This window comes from Paenibacillus sp. FSL R5-0517 (genome assembly GCF_037974355.1).
In the GTDB taxonomy this organism is placed as follows: domain Bacteria; phylum Bacillota; class Bacilli; order Paenibacillales; family Paenibacillaceae; genus Paenibacillus.
The window spans coordinates 6,011,524-6,029,494 of record NZ_CP150235.1; the positions used below are offsets into that span (position 1 = coordinate 6,011,524).

Here is a 17,971-nt window from a genome sequence, read left to right on the forward strand (position 1 = left end):
TTCAGGTTGCAAGTTACGGCAGTCTCAAACTGCACATAAACATCACATTTACCATGAATTACAAAGTTTACGTATAAAAAAAGAGTACCCCATGCAATCTGGAGGTACCCTGCTTGGTATATACCATTGAAGATTTTACCCTGTTCTAGCGATAAGCCACTTCATTTACCATATTGGTTATTTTGTACCAGACCCAGTCCAGCGCTTGATCAATACTTTTCACCTGACCCGAAATATGCGCCGTTGAAGCCTGAAACAGTTGTCCGTCGATAACCGTCAGATTGCCGTTCACATCACCATATACTTGTGCGGTTCCATTTTCTATCGTAAGATCGCCAGCAATTGACTTACCTTCAGGAACAATAACCGTGTTACCCTGAATCACGATCTGGTCCAGATTATTTCCCTTAACAACCATTTCGTTATTCTGATTCCAGAAATTCAAGGCGCTAAAGAGCATCACGACCAAAAAGAAGGCTGCCGCCGTCAGCGCGGGATGTCCTTTGACCCATTTGAGCCATATTTGCTGTCTCTTGGGCTGGGGCAGAGCATTCATAATTCGATTGGTCAGCTCATCAGAGGCAGACGGTGAATAGTGTTTCATGGCAAAGAGTAGCATTTCCGTCTGTTCCAACTCTTTAAAGCGCATGCGACAATCCGGACAGATCACCAGGTGACTTTTTAATTCAACCTTCTGGGCCGGGGACAACGACTCATCCAAACATTCATGCATTAAAGAGACGGCCGAGTTGCAATCCATATGAGAGCCAATCCTTTCTTAAATCACTTAGTCCATGAGCCATTAAAAAGCACGCATAAGACTTGCATACATTACATACGCATCCGTTTCGGATATGTTTCAAATAATTTTGCCCATATTTCAAGGCGTATAACATTTATAACTTGTATTCCAATTTTTTACGTAGAAAATCACGGCCCCGATGAACGCGTGTCTTGATCGTTGTTACGGGCATACCTGTCACGTCACTGATTTCCTGTAACGACAAGTCCTGTAAATACCTTAGAATCATAACGGACTTATACTTGGCTGGCAAACTGTCAATGGCTTCACGAATGAGCGTTTGCGTCTCTGACAGCAGTGCCTCACTCTCTGGTGTACGATCATCACTCGGAAGCATCGCATAACCATCCGATCCTTCCTGATCATTCAGTTCAGCATCCAAAGAGTATGAAGGTTTCTTTCTGCGCAGTCGGTCAATACACAGATTGGTGGCGATCCGGTAGATCCAGGTTGAAAACTTCTGGTTCGGATCATACTTCTCCATATTGCGAAACACACGCAAAAACGTCTCCTGCACAACGTCCTCAGCTTCATGACGATTGTTCAGCATCCGATATGCCAAATGAAACAGCTTGTCCTTATATAGTTCAACGATTTCTGCGAAGGCTCTCTGGTCGCCTTTAAGCACCAGTCTCACAAGCCTATTCTCCAAATTGTCCACCCTTATTCCCCCAGACATGCTGATGGGTCTTCCGTCTTCTGATACCCGTCCACACTTGTAATTCACCAATCAAATCGTAAATCAACTTTGGTCAAAAATCAAGACTGTATGACAAATATCCGCCAAAAACAGTAAAAACGGGAACTCCCGCAGGAGTCCCGTTTCATCTCTCACTCCGTAGAGGAGAGAATGGAGCTATTATTCAACAACATAATGGGTACTTTGTTACATATAATTTTTCAGATGCAGCAGTTAAATCCTCAACCTGTATTACGCAGCCCTGCAGCGATACCATTGATTGTCAGCAACACTTCTCTGAGCAGTTCCGTATCGTCCTCACCACGTTCACGCATATCTCTGAGCTCACTCAGAAGCTGGACCTGCATGTAGGACAACGGATCAACATAAGGGTTACGAAGACGAATGGATTCTTGAATAACCGGTACATCATCCAGAATTTCAGCTTCTCCGGTAATTTTCAGAATAAGCTCTTTTGTAAGCTTGAATTCAGATTCGATTTGTCCATATATGCGATCCCGTGCTTCCTTGTTGGAAGTCATGGCTGAGTACTCTTTGGCAATTACCAGATCTGCCTTCGCTACAGCCATCTGAACCGTATCAATCAGCGTGCGGAAGAATGGGAAGCTTGCATACATTTCTTTTAGGACAACCAGATTTTCCTCTTTATCCTGATAGAAACTTTGTAGCCCTGTTCCTGCCGCATACCATGCTGGAAGCAGATAACGACTTTGCGTCCAAGCAAATACCCAAGGAATTGCTCTCAGATCTTCGAACTTGTCGCTACCTTTCCGTTTGGACGGACGCGAACCAATATTCAGTTCACCCACCTCTGGAAGCGGTGTGGATTCCTTGAAGAAGGTAAAGAAGTCCGGATCACGGAAAATCAAATCCTGATATTTCGTCAAAGATACTTGTGAAATCTCTTTGATGATGCTGTCCCAATGACGCTCGGATTCTGATTCTTGCGGCTCAAGACCATTCAGTGCTGCTGTAATCAGTGCAGAAGTTGCCTGCTCCAGACTACGGTATGCAATTCCCTGAAGGGAGTAACGAGAAGAAATAACCTCTCCCTGCTCTGTAATCTTGATGCCTCCACCAATGGTATGGGGTGGTTGAGCAAGAATACTGCGATTGAGTGGCATGCCGCCACGTCCAAGAGCTCCGCCACGTCCATGGAAGAACTTCAACTTAACGCCGTGTTCATTACCTACAGCCGTGATCGCATTCATTGCTACACGCAGTTCCCAGTTGGCTGTAACCACTCCGCCATCCTTGTTACTGTCGGAATAACCTAGCATGATTTCATGTAGTTCATTCCGTCCTTTTACGCTTGCACGGTATACAGGAAGGTTAAATAGCTTCTGCATAATGTCCGAAGCCGCATGAAGGTCATCAATCGTTTCAAACAGCGGTACCGCTTGAAGTGTAGATACAACCTCACCATTGTTTCCTTTGGTGAATAAGCCTACTTCCTTGGCAAATACCATAACCTCCAGCAAGTCACTTGCGCCCTGTGTCATACTGATCAGGTAACTTGTGATACAGCCGGTCCCAAATTCGTTCTGGGCACGCTTAATGGTACGGAAAACATCCAGACACTCTTTGGTTCCCTCCGTGTATTGGTGATAAGGAGAAGTAAGCGGACGGGGATCATCAAGCAAACGAGCAAGCAGATCGATTTTACCGTCCTCAGTCAGACGCGCATAATCTTCTACAATGTTCATTTTCGCCAAAATCTCCGACATCGCATTTTCATGTTCCTGACTGTGCTGACGCACATCCAATGCTGCGGTATGGAAACCAAACAACTCAACTTGACGAATCATTTTGCGAATAGTTGTATCCGCTACGTAATCGGCAAAATGATGGCGCAGACTTCGATCAATAATCATCAGATCATCAATCAAATCCTGAGCGCTATGATAACGGTCAGCCTGACCTAATTTGTTCTCATCCAATACATTGTTCAACTTGGCAATCATATAGGCCAATTTGATGCGGTATGGCTCTTTTTCATTCCGCCACATATCCACTTTTTTCAACGTTACACAACTACGGTCCTGCTCAATCGACTGCACCAGCTCATCCGATACGTGGATGATGTTCGTGCTGAAGCTGAGATGGCCCATAAGTTCAATCATAATCCGTTGGTATTCACGCAAAGCGAGCTTGCGCTGCATCAACAACGTCTGCCATGTTACATCTGAAGTTACCGAAGGATTTCCATCCCGGTCTCCACCGATCCAGGAACCGAACCGCAAATACGTCGGCACATGCCAGTCATGGTCAGGGTAAAATTTGTTCAGGCAGCGTTCCAGCTCCTGATATACATCCGGAAGTACGTGGAACAACGTTTCATGAAAGTAGTACATCCCGTTCCGCACTTCATCAAGTACAGTCGGTTTGCGGTCGCGAAGTTCATCTGTCTGCCAGAGTGTAATAACCTCATTCAGCAGTTTCTCACGCAACTGTTCACGTTCACGCAACGTCAGCGTAGGATTATCAAGTAGCATGACATCTTCGGATATCCGTTTGTGGATGTCCAGAATAACCCGGCGCATGGCTTCGGTTGGATGAGCTGTCATAACGAGTTCAAGCGACAAATCGTCGAGAATCTCTTCCACCTCTGTATGAGACAATCCACGTTCCTTAAGATCCTGTACTGCTTTCTCAATCGATCCTGGCTGCACAGCGTCCCCTGCAGAACGTTCATAATCCCGTTTACGCCGGATCCGATGGTTTTGTTCAGCAATATTAACTAATTGAAAATAAATAGCGAATGCCCGAATAACCTGATGACGATTGTCCGAGTCTAATTCCTGGATCATCGTTTTGAACTCTGCATAGAGTTCTGGCAGAAATTCTGCACGCAACGATTTGCTCGTTTCCCGAATCTTCTCAACGATATCTAGAAGCTCCGTGCCGCCTTGATGGACAAGAACTTCTCCGAGTATATTGCCCAGGAACCGCACGTCTCGCCGAAGCAGGTTGTTGGATTGGCTTTTGCTGGCGGTTACCATAGTTTCAGTCATGCTTATCCTCCCATCTGATCGTTCCATTCGTACACGCAAATTTGACACCTTCATAACATCATACAATAAAATGGTACGAAAATCTTCATTTTTCTACTAGAAAAAATGGGGATTATCCCCGATTTACAGCACAAAAACACGCTTTTTTATTCATTTTCTTGTTCTGCTTCAATTAATGGTCATATGCTGTCGCATGATACCTTTTTCACATACTTTAGATAAACCTAAGGTCTCATACCTATACCTAAAAACTCATAAATATACAATTAATCTAGATATGAGTAACCGTACATGTTTATAAGGTAAAACCGCATAATTTCATTATTTGTAACCAGGTTCATACAAAGAAACATGACCGGCAAAGCAAGCTTTTGTATACTTTACCACAGTGACGCAATAAATTAAAGATGTAAATATAATTTTCTTCATAGTACAGTCTGCTTTTAGAAAAGTTTCTTATGTATTTTGTCCTAACATACTGTAATTAAAGGATAACTTTACAGATCATTCCTACATAGTTTTCTTGTCCTCTTGGGCAGATTAATCTGTAGCTCTAAAAAATAGGAGGACTCAACTTAATGAAAAAAGCTACAACGATTATTGCTTCTGTGCTTCTCGTCGCCTCTTTAGCTGGTCCTGCTGCTGCTGATAATCATATGACCAAAGGAATGGACACCAACGGTTCACGTGTCCAGTCTTATCAGGACAGCAACTACATGAATCGCACAAATACCAACATGAACATGAACATGGATGGGAACTACCGCAACAATGGTGACTATCGTACGAACAGTGTTCGTGCTAACGCCGCAACAACCAATCGGGATAATGGCATGGATTGGGGCTGGCTCGGTCTGCTGGGACTCCTCGGTTTAGCAGGTATGCGTAGAAGAGTAACCGATCACAACGAGCGCTAATTGGCCCAAATCCCAGTCTAACTGATGCTCTAAAAGCATCTTCTTCCCAAATAGTAAACATAAGAGCCAAGCGACCCTATTTAGCATACAGAGGTCGTTTTGGCTCTTTATCATAAACCTGTAAAGCTACATAATATAACTGCTTCTTCGCGCATAAAAAAATAAAAAACTCTCCGCATATGTGGAGAGTTTTTTATAAATAATGTAAGCGGGTGATGGGAATCGAACCCACGCTATTAGCTTGGAAGGCTAAAGTTCTACCATTGAACTACACCCGCATAATAACAATCGGGATGACACGATTTGAACATGCGACCCCCTGGTCCCAAACCAGGTGCTCTACCAAGCTGAGCTACATCCCGATATTAATGAAAATAATGGCGCGCCCTGAGAGATTCGAACTCCCGGCCTTTTGATTCGTAGTCAAACGCTCTATCCAGCTGAGCTAAGGGCGCAAATATTGGAGCGGAAGACGGGAATCGAACCCGCGACCCTCGCCTTGGCAAGGCGATGCTCTACCGCTGAGCCACTTCCGCAAATAAAGGATGCGCGTGGAGGGACTTGAACCCCCACGTCAAAGACGCTAGATCCTAAGTCTAGTGCGTCTGCCAATTCCGCCACACGCGCATATAATGGTGAGTCATGAAGGGCTCGAACCTTCGACACCCTGATTAAAAGTCAGGTGCTCTACCAACTGAGCTAATGACTCATAAAATGGCTGGGGATATAGGATTTGAACCTATGCATGACGGAGTCAAAGTCCGTTGCCTTACCGCTTGGCTAATCCCCAATAATTAGATGGTGGAGGCTGAGGGGATCGAACCCCCGACCCTCTGCTTGTAAGGCAGATGCTCTCCCAGCTGAGCTAAGCCTCCATCTATATGACCCGTAGGGGATTCGAACCCCTGTTACCTCCGTGAAAGGGAGGTGTCTTAACCCCTTGACCAACGGGCCCCATTTCCAAAGCTCTCAACCGGGATCGAACCGGTGACCTCATCCTTACCATGGATGCACTCTACCTACTGAGCTATGAGAGCAAATGGCTCCCCGAACAGGGCTCGAACCTGTGACAACTCGATTAACAGTCGAGTGCTCTACCAACTGAGCTATCAGGGAATAATATGCATTTGCAGGGCAAATGCAATTCATCGTACAACGTCCACATGCAGAGCCTGTTTTCTATGTATGATGAAAGAGTTCGCTTGGCGGCGTCCTACTCTCCCAGGACCCTGCGGTCCAAGTACCATCGGCGCTAGAGGGCTTAACGGTCGTGTTCGGGATGGGTACGTGTGGAACCCCTCCGCCATCGCCACCAAACGCATAGCTTACATTTCAGAGATCGTTCTCTGAAAACTAGATTCGAAACGAAACATGCGAATGATCACTTGCATATTTGGATAAGCCCTCGACCGATTAGTACTGGTCAGCTCCATGCATTGCTGCACTTCCACCCCCAGCCTATCTACCTCGTCGTCTTCAAGGGGTCTTACATACTGGGAAATCTCATCTTGAGGGGGGCTTCACGCTTAGATGCTTTCAGCGTTTATCCCGTCCGTACATAGCTACCCAGCGGTGCTCCTGGCGGAACAACTGGTACACCAGCGGTACGTCCATCCCGGTCCTCTCGTACTAAGGACAGCTCCTCTCAAATTTCCTACGCCCACGACAGATAGGGACCGAACTGTCTCACGACGTTCTGAACCCAGCTCGCGTACCGCTTTAATGGGCGAACAGCCCAACCCTTGGGACCTACTTCAGCCCCAGGATGCGATGAGCCGACATCGAGGTGCCAAACCTCCCCGTCGATGTGGACTCTTGGGGGAGATAAGCCTGTTATCCCCAGGGTAGCTTTTATCCGTTGAGCGATGGCCCTTCCATGCGGTACCACCGGATCACTAAGCCCGACTTTCGTCCCTGCTCGACTTGTAGGTCTCGCAGTCAAGCTCCCTTATGCCTTTGCACTCTTCGAATGATTTCCAACCATTCTGAGGGAACCTTTGGGCGCCTCCGTTACTCTTTAGGAGGCGACCGCCCCAGTCAAACTGCCCACCTGACACTGTCCCCGCACCGGATTACGGTACCAGGTTAGAACCTAGATACGATCAGGGTGGTATCCCAACGTTGCCTCCACGCAAGCTGGCGCTCACGCTTCAAAGGCTCCCACCTATCCTGTACAGATCGTACCCAAATTCAATATCAAGCTGCAGTAAAGCTCCATGGGGTCTTTCCGTCTTGTCGCGGGTAACCTGCATCTTCACAGGTATTAAAATTTCACCGGATCTCTCGTTGAGACAGCGCCCAAGTCGTTACGCCATTCGTGCGGGTCAGAATTTACCTGACAAGGAATTTCGCTACCTTAGGACCGTTATAGTTACGGCCGCCGTTTACTGGGGCTTCGGTTCACAGCTTCGGATTGCTCCTAACCACTCCCCTTAACCTTCCAGCACCGGGCAGGCGTCAGCCCGTATACTTCGCCTTACGGCTTCGCACAGACCTGTGTTTTTGCTAAACAGTCGCTTGGGCCTTTTCACTGCGGCCCCCTCGTGCTATTCACACTACCGGGGCACCCCTTCTCCCGAAGTTACGGGGTCATTTTGCCGAGTTCCTTAACGAGAGTTCTTCCGCGCGCCTTAGAATACTCTTCTCGCCTACCTGTGTCGGTTTGCGGTACGGGCACCTTCACCTGGCTAGAGGCTTTTCTTGGCAGTGTGAGATCATGACCTTCGCTACTACAATTTTCGCTCCCCATCACAGCTCAGCCTTAATGATGTGCGGATTTGCCTACACATCAGCCTCACTGCTTAGACGGACATCCATCAGTCCGCGTCACTACCCTACTGCGTCCCCCCATTGCTCATAACGGCTTACGGTGGTACAGGAATTTCGACCTGTTGTCCTTCGACTACGCCTTTCGGCCTCGCCTTAGGTCCCGACTTACCCTGAGCGGACGAGCCTTCCTCAGGAACCCTTAGGCTTTCGGCGGATCAGATTCTCACTGATCTTTTCGTTACTCATACCGGCATTCTCACTTGTATAATGTCCAGCGCTCCTTACGGTACACCTTCAACCCTTATACAACGCTCCCCTACCCCTGATGCAAAGCATCAAGCCATAGCTTCGGTGGTGTGTTTAGCCCCGTTACATTTTCGGCGCAGAGTCACTCGACCAGTGAGCTATTACGCACTCTTTCAATGGTGGCTGCTTCTAAGCCAACATCCTGGTTGTCTGTGCAACTCCACATCCTTTCCCACTTAACACACACTTGGGGACCTTAGCTGATGGTCTGGGCTGTTTCCCTTTTGACAATGGATCTTAGCACTCACTGTCTGACTCCCGGAAGTAAGTCTATGGCATTCGGAGTTTGACTGAGCTTGGTAACCCTTGCGGGCCCCGCACCCAATCAGTGCTCTACCTCCACGACTCTGTTTTCCGAGGCTAGCCCTAAAGCTATTTCGGGGAGAACCAGCTATCTCCGAGTTCGATTGGAATTTCTCCGCTACCCCCACCTCATCCCCGCACTTTTCAACGTGCGTGGGTTCGGGCCTCCAGTGCGTGTTACCGCACCTTCACCCTGGACAGGGGTAGATCACCCGGTTTCGGGTCTACGTCCACGTACTATGTCGCCCTATTCAGACTCGCTTTCGCTGCGGCTCCGGCTCTTCACCTTAACCTTGCACGGGAACGTAACTCGCCGGTTCATTCTACAAAAGGCACGCCATCACCCCTAAAACGGGCTCTGACTTTTTGTAAGCACACGGTTTCAGGTTCTATTTCACTCCCCTTCCGGGGTGCTTTTCACCTTTCCCTCACGGTACTGCTTCACTATCGGTCGCTAGGAAGTATTTAGCCTTGGCAGATGGTCCTGCCGGATTCATACGGGGTTTCACGTGCCCCGCACTACTCGGGATCCGTCTCGGAGGGAACAGACTTTCAACTACAGGGCTTTTACCTTCTTTGGCGGGCCTTTCCAGACCTCTTCGCTTAACCGGTTCCTTTGTAACTCCATGTGAGACGTCCCACAACCCCAAAGAGCAAGCTCTTTGGTTTGGGCTTCTCCGCGTTCGCTCGCCGCTACTGACGGAATCACTATTGTTTTCTCTTCCTCAGGGTACTTAGATGTTTCAGTTCCCCTGGTATGCCTCTACACAACCTATGTATTCAGTTGTGAGTAACTGGAAATTACCCCAGCTGGGTTTCCCCATTCGGACACCCCCGGATCAAAGCTTGCTTACAGCTCCCCGAGGCAGTTTCGTTGTTCGCCACGTCCTTCATCGGCTCCTAGCGCCTAGGCATCCTCCGTGTGCTCTTAGTAGCTTAACCATTGCGCTTGTGTTCGAGCTGTCGCTCCGCTTGGTTTGCTTGCGCAAATCCAAAAGTCGTTCCATTTCGATCACTCGCTCCAGCAATCTACCGTTTTTATTGAAACTTGTTATGCACAAGTTCAGCTAAAAAGGAATGTTCTAATTCGCATTTACTTTCGTTTCGATATCTAGTTTTCAAAGAACAAACTTGTAAATCATTTTTGGTGGAGCCAAGCGGGATCGAACCGCTGACCTCCTGCTTGCAAGGCAGGCGCTCTCCCAGCTGAGCTATGGCCCCACATAAAGTTTAAAGGTATAGATGGTGGGCCCTGGTGGACTCGAACCACCGGCCTCACCCTTATCAGAGGTGCGCTCTAACCAACTGAGCTAAGGGCCCACATTATATATACTATTTTTGAACCCAGAATGGGTTACGCTTGGCGGCGTTCTACTCTCCCAGGACCCTGCGGTCCAAGTACCATTGACGCTGAAGGGCTTAACGGTCGTGTTCGGGATGGGAACGTGTGGAACCCCTTCGCTATCGCCACCAAACGTTTGAGAGTTTGAGCTCTCAAAACTGAGCAACGAGTGAGTAACTAGCCGACCTGGCTAGATTTTATATTTGAATGTTTCCGTTACAGGAAACGATTCTCCATAGAAAGGAGGTGATCCAGCCGCACCTTCCGATACGGCTACCTTGTTACGACTTCACCCCAATCATCTATCCCACCTTCGGCGGCTGGCTCCTTGCGGTTACCCCACCGACTTCGGGTGTTATAAACTCTCGTGGTGTGACGGGCGGTGTGTACAAGACCCGGGAACGTATTCACCGCGGCATGCTGATCCGCGATTACTAGCAATTCCGACTTCATGCAGGCGAGTTGCAGCCTGCAATCCGAACTGAGACCGGCTTTTTAGGATTCGTTCCACCTCGCGGCTTCACAGCCCGTTGTACCGGCCATTGTAGTACGTGTGTAGCCCAGGTCATAAGGGGCATGATGATTTGACGTCATCCCCACCTTCCTCCGGTTTGTCACCGGCAGTCACCTTAGAGTGCCCACCCGAAATGCTGGCAACTAAGATCAAGGGTTGCGCTCGTTGCGGGACTTAACCCAACATCTCACGACACGAGCTGACGACAACCATGCACCACCTGTCTCCTCTGTCCCGAAGGAAAGATACATCTCTGCATCGATCAGAGGGATGTCAAGACCTGGTAAGGTTCTTCGCGTTGCTTCGAATTAAACCACATACTCCACTGCTTGTGCGGGTCCCCGTCAATTCCTTTGAGTTTCAGTCTTGCGACCGTACTCCCCAGGCGGAGTGCTTAATGTGTTAACTTCGGCACCAAGGGTATCGAAACCCCTAACACCTAGCACTCATCGTTTACGGCGTGGACTACCAGGGTATCTAATCCTGTTTGCTCCCCACGCTTTCGCGCCTCAGCGTCAGTTACAGCCCAGAGAGTCGCCTTCGCCACTGGTGTTCCTCCACATATCTACGCATTTCACCGCTACACGTGGAATTCCACTCTCCTCTTCTGCACTCAAGTCACCCAGTTTCCAGTGCGATCCGGGGTTGAGCCCCGGGATTAAACACCAGACTTAAATGACCGCCTGCGCGCGCTTTACGCCCAATAATTCCGGACAACGCTTGCCCCCTACGTATTACCGCGGCTGCTGGCACGTAGTTAGCCGGGGCTTTCTTCTCAGGTACCGTCACCTTGAGAGCAGTTACTCTCCCAAGCGTTCTTCCCTGGCAACAGAGCTTTACGATCCGAAAACCTTCATCACTCACGCGGCATTGCTCCGTCAGGCTTTCGCCCATTGCGGAAGATTCCCTACTGCTGCCTCCCGTAGGAGTCTGGGCCGTGTCTCAGTCCCAGTGTGGCCGATCACCCTCTCAGGTCGGCTACGCATCGTCGCCTTGGTGAGCCGTTACCCCACCAACTAGCTAATGCGCCGCAGGCCCATCCCCAAGTGACAGATTGCTCCGTCTTTCCAGTTTCCTTCAGGCGAAGAAAACAACTATTCGGTATTAGCTACCGTTTCCGGTAGTTGTCCCAAACTTGAGGGCAGGTTGCCTACGTGTTACTCACCCGTCCGCCGCTAAGCATCAAAGAAGCAAGCTTCTTATCAACTCCGCTCGACTTGCATGTATTAGGCATGCCGCCAGCGTTCGTCCTGAGCCAGGATCAAACTCTCCAATAAAGTATTGAAAAGAGCGATAAGCTCATTTTGAATCTGACGAGATTAAAAATCTCATTTGTGCTCCAGTCGATCCAAGCCAAGGCTTGTTTCAACTTTCGCGTTCATTCTGCAAGCAGAATGTTTACTCACTCGTTGTTCAGTTTTCAAAGATCAAACATTCAATTTAGTGCTGTTTTTCATGTTGTCGTCGTTTCAGCGGCGACTTTTATAATATATCATGTTCAAGTTCTCTTTGCAAGCATTATTTTTCCGATTATTTTCAATCGTTTCATTTTCATGCTTGTTTTGGCGAACCGCTCCTAAAAAAGGAACGAAAATTAATTTACCATATGAATTTAGAAAGGTCAACCCTTTTTCGACAAAAAGTATGATCCCCTCAACAATTTCACACTTTCACGGTTCAGAGGTACAGCCCCCGCTATTAAGAGCCGCACCTCACTTCAATTACTGTGAATCGAATATATGACTAGCTGCAGCATTAAGGCTTCGACTTTTTCAGCTTCCCACCCCTTGCATACTTGGACAACTCTTTTGGCGGGGCAAATCGCGCATACATGCGGAACACAGTCTTATATCGGCTCGCAATGGCGTATTTAATCTCTTGGTCAAGACGATTATCACTCAGATCAAAAAGCATCTCATCTAATTCTTTACGCAGCACATAGTCTAGTTCCTTGCATTCCTTCTCGTTAAACAGCATACCCAGCATTAGAGTTCTCCTTTTTGTGCATAGCCTCTTTATCACACACCTTCACAAGTTCCATGCAGCACCCCGTGCATTCACTTTTGTGAGTGCTGCTGGAACCCGTTTTATTGTTATGGTCAACTTTTTGCAAATTTATGAATGCCAACCATCACAAAATTTTACCCCCTCACCAGAGTATAGGTAAGTGTGCTTTCAATGATTGCTGCAACAAGAAGCAAGATAACAACCCAGAAGGATGCCGTTAACGTCCTATTCATGAATGCTCTCCACCGGGTACCCAACGTATTTCGTTTGTCACTTCCAAGTTCTACAAGACTTTTAATAACCAGACCACCAAACTTCAGTCCGAATGCGCAAGCAATAATAATGACGGGAATCTCAATAATGCCATGCGGAAGCAGGCCTTTAACCACAATATCATAGAAAGTTGCTCCATAATTCATGGTGGTGTGCACTACAAATCCAAGGACCATCCCATTGATTAGCAGGAAGATGACGGGCAGAATACCGAAAAATATACCAGCGTAGATGACGAGCACACTTTTGATTGCATTATTAAAAAAGATAAACAGGAAGAAGTTCCACTGCACATTCCCCCCCTGCTCCAGCCGCTCACTAACTTCACGTAATCCTCCAATTTGATTCAACAACAGCTCTTCCAATGGCCCTGTGCTCACCCATCCTGCCCCTATTCCAACAGCAAACAATACCACGGACCAGATTAATGCACTGCGGATGGAACCAAGATCTCTAAGAAATGTACTGAATTTTAACATAATAACCTCCTGTAGAATCTAAAATGATGGACAAACAAGGTGCCGTTACGAATAACTGGGGAGTACGAGCATACATTGGAGAGTAAACAAGCATTTCTTATGGGAGAGGGGCGCTTATTGAAATGAACTCGTTCTATGTATTTAGCGGCAAAAAGATTAAACGGTACCTGATTGTCCTCGTTGCTGCCATCTTTGCGATCGGTATTATTTATCTGGAGAGAGGCAATGTCTCCGTATTCTCGGAGGAAGCACCATCAGCCGTCTACAGCGTTCCAACCGAGAAGAAGGTAATTGCACTTACCTTTGACATTAGCTGGGGAGATAAACGGACAGAGCCGATTCTGAAAGTTCTTCAGGAGAATAAAGTGCAAAAGGCAACCTTTTTCCTTTCCTCCCCCTGGAGCAAGACACACCCCGAAATTGTTACTGCCATCAAAGAGGCAGGATATGAAATTGGCAGCCATGGTCACAGACATGAGAACTACAGCAGCCTGACCGAGGAAGAAATTCGCAAAGAAATTTCGACAGCTCATAGCATTTTAACCGATTTAACGGGAAAAGAACCGAAATTACTGCGTCTGCCCAACGGGGACTTTGACAAGCGAGTGCTTCAGGTAGCCAATAGTCTGAATTATCAGGTTGTTCAGTGGGATACCGACTCTTTGGATTGGAAAAACCCCGGAGTACAGACCATTGTTGATCGCGTAGTAAGCAAAGCACATCCAGGGGACATCGTACTGCTGCATGCAAGCGATTCTTCTAAACAGACTCATGAGGCACTTCCTGTCATTATCGACAAATTAAAAAATCAGGGCTATGAATTCGTAACTGTATCTGAATTGCTTAACCATTCCAGTGTGGAAGGTAAGGAAGTTCGTGATCAAGCCAGTGGTCAGTAATTGGCAGATTGCCGGATCTACAGACTCCATACGAGCTTAAAAGTTGAAAAGAGCTAACCAGGTTAGCTCTTTTTGGTATGTTTTATACTAAACGAAATTTATGCTCGACTTTCATTCAACTGTTCTGCCTTTCCACTTACGCTGGGCTTCGCTGGTACATCCACAAGCCTATGCAATATCAGCATTTGGTATGCATTACATAAGAGCAAGGGTACCACAATAAATATGGTTGCCGCATTCACATCAATACGCAATACGCCAATCGTCTCCACTATGGTGACCGCAATCATGAAGAACAGTGTAGGTACAAGCGCGGAGAGATGAGTCAGCTTTACTTTAACGTAAGCGGTAACAATTGCAGCCGCCAAAATAATGATACCCAACACAATATCCGACATGCGCTCCCGGTCTCCGCCAACAAACAGGCGTAAAAACATTACGTCAAGCAGCGCTAGAACCGTTAGTACAATCTGCACGATCTGCCAACTACGCTTAGGAAATACACCTTTACCCATGTAATTCAATATTAGATATGCAAAGAAACCCATTTGTGAATACACGCTGATCATAACCCCTGATCCAAATAGGATCAAAAGATACAGAAGAAAATCATTTAATCCATTTGTTTTCTCCCCGTTCACCAGCATCATAATCAATCCTGTACCTAATGCTCCCGCTGCCCCAATAAGCAAGGCTGTCCAAAACAGGAAAAACCATTTACGTAAATTCAAATGTTTTCCACCCCCGAGTGTTTATTTTACCAACCTTCTCAGCAAAAAACCATCATTGCTCAACATATTTCGCCCTTTCCCATCACATACTACATCCAGTATCTAATCAAGGAGGGATTGTACACATGAAACGGCCTTTGTGGCAGCTATGCTGTGTCGTACTGGGGCTATCCGTCATGCTTGCCGGCTGCGGTTCAGATCAGAGTTCTTCGCCTCCTCAGGGCAGTTATAAAGAGATGAAAACAATGGTTGTAGATATTTTGAAAAGTGACGAAGGCAAGAAAGCAGTGGAGGAAGCTCTTACAGGTCAGAGCTCATCCAGCGGAAACAGCAGTTCGGAAGAAGGTGGCGGTTCAGGTGGTGCTTCGGGATCCATTGGTATGAAAATGTTAATGCCTGTGCAATCTTCGGAACAAATACGTATTGCAGTAAAAGATACCATCACAGCTCCCGAATATAAGAAGGAATTCGAAAAGATCATGACTGATCCGCAGTTTGCGGGGGAATTTGCCAAGGTGATCAACGCACAAAGTAAACAACTTCATATGCAATTGATTAAAGATCCCACATATCAAAAGTCTGTTGAAGACATCATGAAGTCACCTGAGGTATCCAAAATGTTCATGGATATGACAAAGACTCCAGATTACCGTAAACAGACGATGACTGTCATGCAGGAAGTGATGCAAAACCCATTGTTCCGCATGGAAGTACTCACTTTGCTCAAGAAAGTTGTACAGGAAGAGTTGCAACCGAAAGTGGAAAGTGGCGGAAAACAGGGGGAAGAGCAAGGCGGACAGCAAGACGGTCAGGGCCAAGGTGGTAGTGATGGCGGAGATGGTGGAAGCAGTGGAGATTCGGGCAGCGGAGGTTCTTAAACAGTAGGTGTTTAATTGCGCACCACAGATACTGAAAAGCCTGCATCCAAGTGGACGCAGGCTTTACTTGTATTTATAACACCCAACCCTTAAAACTGGGATTCAATGGACCGGGCCACTTCATCGTAGATAACCCCTATACGAGAATCTGCTTTGTAAACGGAAGGTGAGAAATCAGGCTCAGAAGGATGATTATCCGGCGTGCCTAGTGGAATCTGGGCAAGCAAGCTTGTGTGCAGACTTTCCGCAAGTCTTCCCCCGCCTCCACGTCCAAAGACATAATCCTTCTCGCCGCAACGGCCGCATTCATAATAAGCCATGTTCTCAACCACACCAAGCAACTCATGATCGGTCTGAATGGCCATTGCACCCGCACGTGCAGCGACAAAAGCTGCTGTTGCATGTGGCGTGGTCACAATAATTTCCTTGCTTTGTGGCAACAACTGATGCACATCCAAAGCAACATCTCCCGTACCTGGTGGCAAATCCAGTAACATATAATCCAACTCGCCCCACTGGACATCAGTAAAGAATTGACGCAACATCCGGCCGAGCATGGGTCCTCGCCAGATCACTGGATTGTTCTCCCGAATAAAGAAGCCCATGGACATCACTTTGACTCCGAAACGTTCAACCGGTTGGATAACGCCATCTTCAACGACCGGATATTCTTCAATCCCCATCATGTCAGGTACACTGAAGCCGTAGATATCCGCATCAATCAAGCCTACTTTCTTGCCTTGACGTGCCAAGGCTGCAGCGAGATTAACGGTCACCGTTGATTTACCAACGCCACCTTTACCACTGGCCACTGCAATAAAACGAACCCCTGATTCAGGACTTAACAACTCATGTCCATCCAGGCCCGCTGCGTGACCTTTTACGAGCACTTCGTCCCGATCCGGCTCTTTATCAGGTTGTCCCATATTCAGGCTCTCACGATCATGCTCAGAAGCTGCACGTACGCGAATATGTACATCCCTCAGTCCGTGCTGGGACAACAAATTACGTGCTGCATCACTCAAGGCTGTTGAATCCTCAGGTCGATTTTCCAGTGTCACTATGGTCAGAGCCACATGATTTTCTTTCACCATAATATCTCGAACCCATTCCAGTTCGGTCAGACTTACTCCCAATTGTGGTTCTTGTAATGGCTGTAATAGTTCAAGTATCTGTTCTTTTGATAACATCAGACAGCACCTCAGCTTTATCTATTGGCATGTAATTAGGTATGCTGATCCAATTATATCATTACCTTTCTTATTCTGACTAACTTTTAGGCCGTTCTCCTGAGGAATATCTGAGAATCCCATTATAGATCGATGCAGCTACCTTGCGTTGATAAGCTTCATCAGCAAGCATACGTGCCTCTTCCGGATGAGAAAGGAAGCCCACTTCTACCAGTGCTGAAGGAATCTTCAGAGCCTGTAACAGGTAAACCGTGTTTACCGTTTTGGCGATTCGATCTGTATTCTCCAGATTACGAACCATCTCTTGTTGAAGCAGATTAGCCAAACCTTCGTTATCCGGATGGTTAGGTGAATAGAAAACCTGCGCTCCACTCCATCGGTTGGATGGGACACTGTTCATGTGAATGCTAATAAAGAGATCTGCTTGCTTATCCTCTATCCGCCGTACTCTTTGTTTCAGATCTTCCGTCTTTCGTTTGGAGTACCCCTTGGTGTCCGTTTCTGCCAAATCTGTGTCTATCTCTCGTGTCATAACCACCAAGGCCCCAGCCTGCTGCAAATAATCTCTCACATACAAGGCAATAGACAGGTTAATATCTTTTTCAATAACCCCCTGCTTACTTACCGCTCCTCCATCTGGACCTCCGTGCCCTGCATCAATAGCAATGACTTTGCCTGCCATCGGTAAACTCCAGTAGCCTGACGTCTTGGCAGAAGGCAGCTCATAAGACATCACCGCCACTAACATGGCCAGCAGACAGAGGCTCAGCATGACCCTTTTGATTGTTTTTAACCTAATCCAGACTACAAAGTGTTTCCCCATATTTTTACGCATAAAAAAACCACC

11 protein-coding genes, 13 tRNA genes and 4 rRNA genes are annotated in these 17,971 nt (G+C 47.3%); 3 read left to right on the forward strand and 25 right to left on the reverse strand.

Features of this window, described 5'->3' with window-relative positions; genetic code table 11:
* Positions 1 to 145: 145 nt before the first annotated feature.
* From MKX40_RS26885 to ppc, 3 genes are all read right to left on the reverse strand, one after another.
* Entirely contained in the window at positions 146 to 760 is a 615-nt protein-coding gene (locus MKX40_RS26885) for a zf-HC2 domain-containing protein (protein ID WP_339237968.1), read from the reverse strand.
* A 136-nt stretch (positions 761 to 896) separates the two neighbouring features.
* Complete coding sequence (sigW, locus tag MKX40_RS26890; RefSeq protein WP_264933311.1) at positions 897 to 1,463, reverse strand: RNA polymerase sigma factor SigW; 567 nt, start codon at positions 1,461 to 1,463, stop codon at positions 897 to 899.
* Between the two features lie 260 nt (positions 1,464 to 1,723).
* Positions 1,724 to 4,516 carry a phosphoenolpyruvate carboxylase gene (gene ppc / locus MKX40_RS26895; RefSeq protein WP_339237973.1) on the reverse strand — a complete coding sequence of 931 codons (2,793 nt, stop codon included), beginning with the start codon at positions 4,514 to 4,516 and terminating at the stop codon, positions 1,724 to 1,726.
* A gap of 578 nt (positions 4,517 to 5,094) precedes the next feature.
* Between ppc and MKX40_RS26900 the strand changes: the two genes are divergently transcribed.
* The gene (locus MKX40_RS26900) at positions 5,095 to 5,433 is read left to right on the forward strand and encodes a WGxxGxxG family protein (RefSeq protein WP_339237975.1); all 339 of its coding nucleotides are present in this window, start codon (positions 5,095 to 5,097) and stop codon (positions 5,431 to 5,433) included.
* A gap of 207 nt (positions 5,434 to 5,640) precedes the next feature.
* Here the strand turns inward: MKX40_RS26900 and MKX40_RS26905 are convergent.
* The 19 genes from MKX40_RS26905 to MKX40_RS26995 all read right to left on the reverse strand — a co-directional run bounded on the left by MKX40_RS26905 (position 5,641) and on the right by MKX40_RS26995 (position 13,426).
* Positions 5,641 to 5,711 (reverse strand) — tRNA-Gly (locus tag MKX40_RS26905).
* 10 nt (positions 5,712 to 5,721) lie between these two features.
* A tRNA-Pro gene (locus tag MKX40_RS26910) sits at positions 5,722 to 5,795 on the reverse strand.
* Positions 5,796 to 5,811: 16 nt separating this feature from the next.
* Positions 5,812 to 5,888: transfer RNA gene (locus tag MKX40_RS26915), tRNA-Arg, on the reverse strand.
* A 6-nt stretch (positions 5,889 to 5,894) separates the two neighbouring features.
* A tRNA-Gly gene (locus tag MKX40_RS26920) sits at positions 5,895 to 5,969 on the reverse strand.
* Positions 5,970 to 5,979: 10 nt separating this feature from the next.
* Positions 5,980 to 6,060: transfer RNA gene (locus MKX40_RS26925), tRNA-Leu, on the reverse strand.
* A 6-nt stretch (positions 6,061 to 6,066) separates the two neighbouring features.
* Positions 6,067 to 6,142, reverse strand: a tRNA-Lys gene (locus MKX40_RS26930).
* 6 nt (positions 6,143 to 6,148) lie between these two features.
* A tRNA-Gln gene (locus MKX40_RS26935) sits at positions 6,149 to 6,223 on the reverse strand.
* A gap of 9 nt (positions 6,224 to 6,232) precedes the next feature.
* A tRNA-Val gene (locus MKX40_RS26940) sits at positions 6,233 to 6,308 on the reverse strand.
* Between the two features lie 7 nt (positions 6,309 to 6,315).
* A tRNA-Glu gene (locus MKX40_RS26945) sits at positions 6,316 to 6,387 on the reverse strand.
* Between the two features lie 10 nt (positions 6,388 to 6,397).
* Positions 6,398 to 6,470 (reverse strand) — tRNA-Thr (locus tag MKX40_RS26950).
* A gap of 3 nt (positions 6,471 to 6,473) precedes the next feature.
* Positions 6,474 to 6,549, reverse strand: a tRNA-Asn gene (locus tag MKX40_RS26955).
* Positions 6,550 to 6,633: 84 nt separating this feature from the next.
* Positions 6,634 to 6,750, reverse strand: a 5S ribosomal RNA gene (rrf, locus tag MKX40_RS26960).
* Positions 6,751 to 6,826: 76 nt separating this feature from the next.
* Positions 6,827 to 9,753 (reverse strand): 23S ribosomal RNA (locus tag MKX40_RS26965).
* Between the two features lie 203 nt (positions 9,754 to 9,956).
* Positions 9,957 to 10,032: transfer RNA gene (locus MKX40_RS26970), tRNA-Ala, on the reverse strand.
* Between the two features lie 22 nt (positions 10,033 to 10,054).
* A tRNA-Ile gene (locus MKX40_RS26975) sits at positions 10,055 to 10,131 on the reverse strand.
* Between the two features lie 38 nt (positions 10,132 to 10,169).
* Positions 10,170 to 10,286 (reverse strand): 5S ribosomal RNA (rrf, locus tag MKX40_RS26980).
* Between the two features lie 106 nt (positions 10,287 to 10,392).
* Positions 10,393 to 11,944, reverse strand: a 16S ribosomal RNA gene (locus MKX40_RS26985).
* The 16S, 23S and 5S rRNA genes sit together here with 13 tRNA genes alongside, the layout of an rRNA operon.
* 478 nt (positions 11,945 to 12,422) lie before the next feature.
* Positions 12,423 to 12,653, reverse strand: a complete 231-nt coding sequence (locus MKX40_RS26990; RefSeq protein ID WP_017692114.1) for a hypothetical protein — start codon at positions 12,651 to 12,653, stop codon at positions 12,423 to 12,425.
* 155 nt (positions 12,654 to 12,808) lie between these two features.
* Positions 12,809 to 13,426, reverse strand: coding sequence for a stage II sporulation protein M (locus tag MKX40_RS26995; RefSeq protein ID WP_339237977.1), 618 nt, complete (start codon positions 13,424 to 13,426; stop codon positions 12,809 to 12,811).
* Positions 13,427 to 13,548: 122 nt separating this feature from the next.
* Here MKX40_RS26995 and pdaB point away from each other — a divergent pair, with 122 nt between their 5' ends.
* Complete coding sequence (gene pdaB, locus MKX40_RS27000) at positions 13,549 to 14,325, forward strand: polysaccharide deacetylase family sporulation protein PdaB (RefSeq protein WP_036607219.1); 777 nt, start codon at positions 13,549 to 13,551, stop codon at positions 14,323 to 14,325.
* A gap of 98 nt (positions 14,326 to 14,423) precedes the next feature.
* On the opposite strand, the gene MKX40_RS27005 is transcribed toward pdaB, so the two are convergent.
* Positions 14,424 to 15,056, reverse strand: a complete 633-nt coding sequence (locus MKX40_RS27005; RefSeq protein WP_339237979.1) for a KinB-signaling pathway activation protein — start codon at positions 15,054 to 15,056, stop codon at positions 14,424 to 14,426.
* Positions 15,057 to 15,181: 125 nt separating this feature from the next.
* Here MKX40_RS27005 and gerD point away from each other — a divergent pair, with 125 nt between their 5' ends.
* Positions 15,182 to 15,934, forward strand: a complete 753-nt coding sequence (gerD, locus tag MKX40_RS27010; RefSeq protein ID WP_339237981.1) for a spore germination lipoprotein GerD — start codon at positions 15,182 to 15,184, stop codon at positions 15,932 to 15,934.
* An 89-nt stretch (positions 15,935 to 16,023) separates the two neighbouring features.
* Here the strand turns inward: gerD and MKX40_RS27015 are convergent, their stop codons facing one another.
* Positions 16,024 to 17,124: an Mrp/NBP35 family ATP-binding protein gene (locus tag MKX40_RS27015; RefSeq protein WP_339237983.1), complete on the reverse strand. Its 1,101-nt coding sequence runs from the start codon at positions 17,122 to 17,124 to the stop codon at positions 16,024 to 16,026.
* A gap of 79 nt (positions 17,125 to 17,203) precedes the next feature.
* The gene (gene cwlD / locus MKX40_RS27020) at positions 17,204 to 17,959 is read right to left on the reverse strand and encodes an N-acetylmuramoyl-L-alanine amidase CwlD (protein WP_339237985.1); all 756 of its coding nucleotides are present in this window, start codon (positions 17,957 to 17,959) and stop codon (positions 17,204 to 17,206) included.
* Between the last annotated feature and the right edge of the window lie 12 nt (positions 17,960 to 17,971).

Coding starts and splice junctions, on each gene's coding strand:
- MKX40_RS26900 (WP_339237975.1), top strand. CDS start 5,095: ATGAAAAAAGCTACAACGATTATTGCTTCTGTGCTTCTCGTCGCCTCT.
- MKX40_RS26885 (WP_339237968.1), bottom strand. CDS start 760: ATGGATTGCAACTCGGCCGTCTCTTTAATGCATGAATGTTTGGATGAG.
- cwlD (WP_339237985.1), bottom strand. CDS start 17,959: ATGCGTAAAAATATGGGGAAACACTTTGTAGTCTGGATTAGGTTAAAA.
- pdaB (WP_036607219.1), top strand. CDS start 13,549: ATGAACTCGTTCTATGTATTTAGCGGCAAAAAGATTAAACGGTACCTG.
- MKX40_RS27015 (WP_339237983.1), bottom strand. CDS start 17,124: ATGTTATCAAAAGAACAGATACTTGAACTATTACAGCCATTACAAGAA.
- ppc (WP_339237973.1), bottom strand. CDS start 4,516: ATGACTGAAACTATGGTAACCGCCAGCAAAAGCCAATCCAACAACCTG.
- MKX40_RS26990 (WP_017692114.1), bottom strand. CDS start 12,653: ATGCTGGGTATGCTGTTTAACGAGAAGGAATGCAAGGAACTAGACTAT.
- MKX40_RS26995 (WP_339237977.1), bottom strand. CDS start 13,426: ATGTTAAAATTCAGTACATTTCTTAGAGATCTTGGTTCCATCCGCAGT.
- gerD (WP_339237981.1), top strand. CDS start 15,182: ATGAAACGGCCTTTGTGGCAGCTATGCTGTGTCGTACTGGGGCTATCC.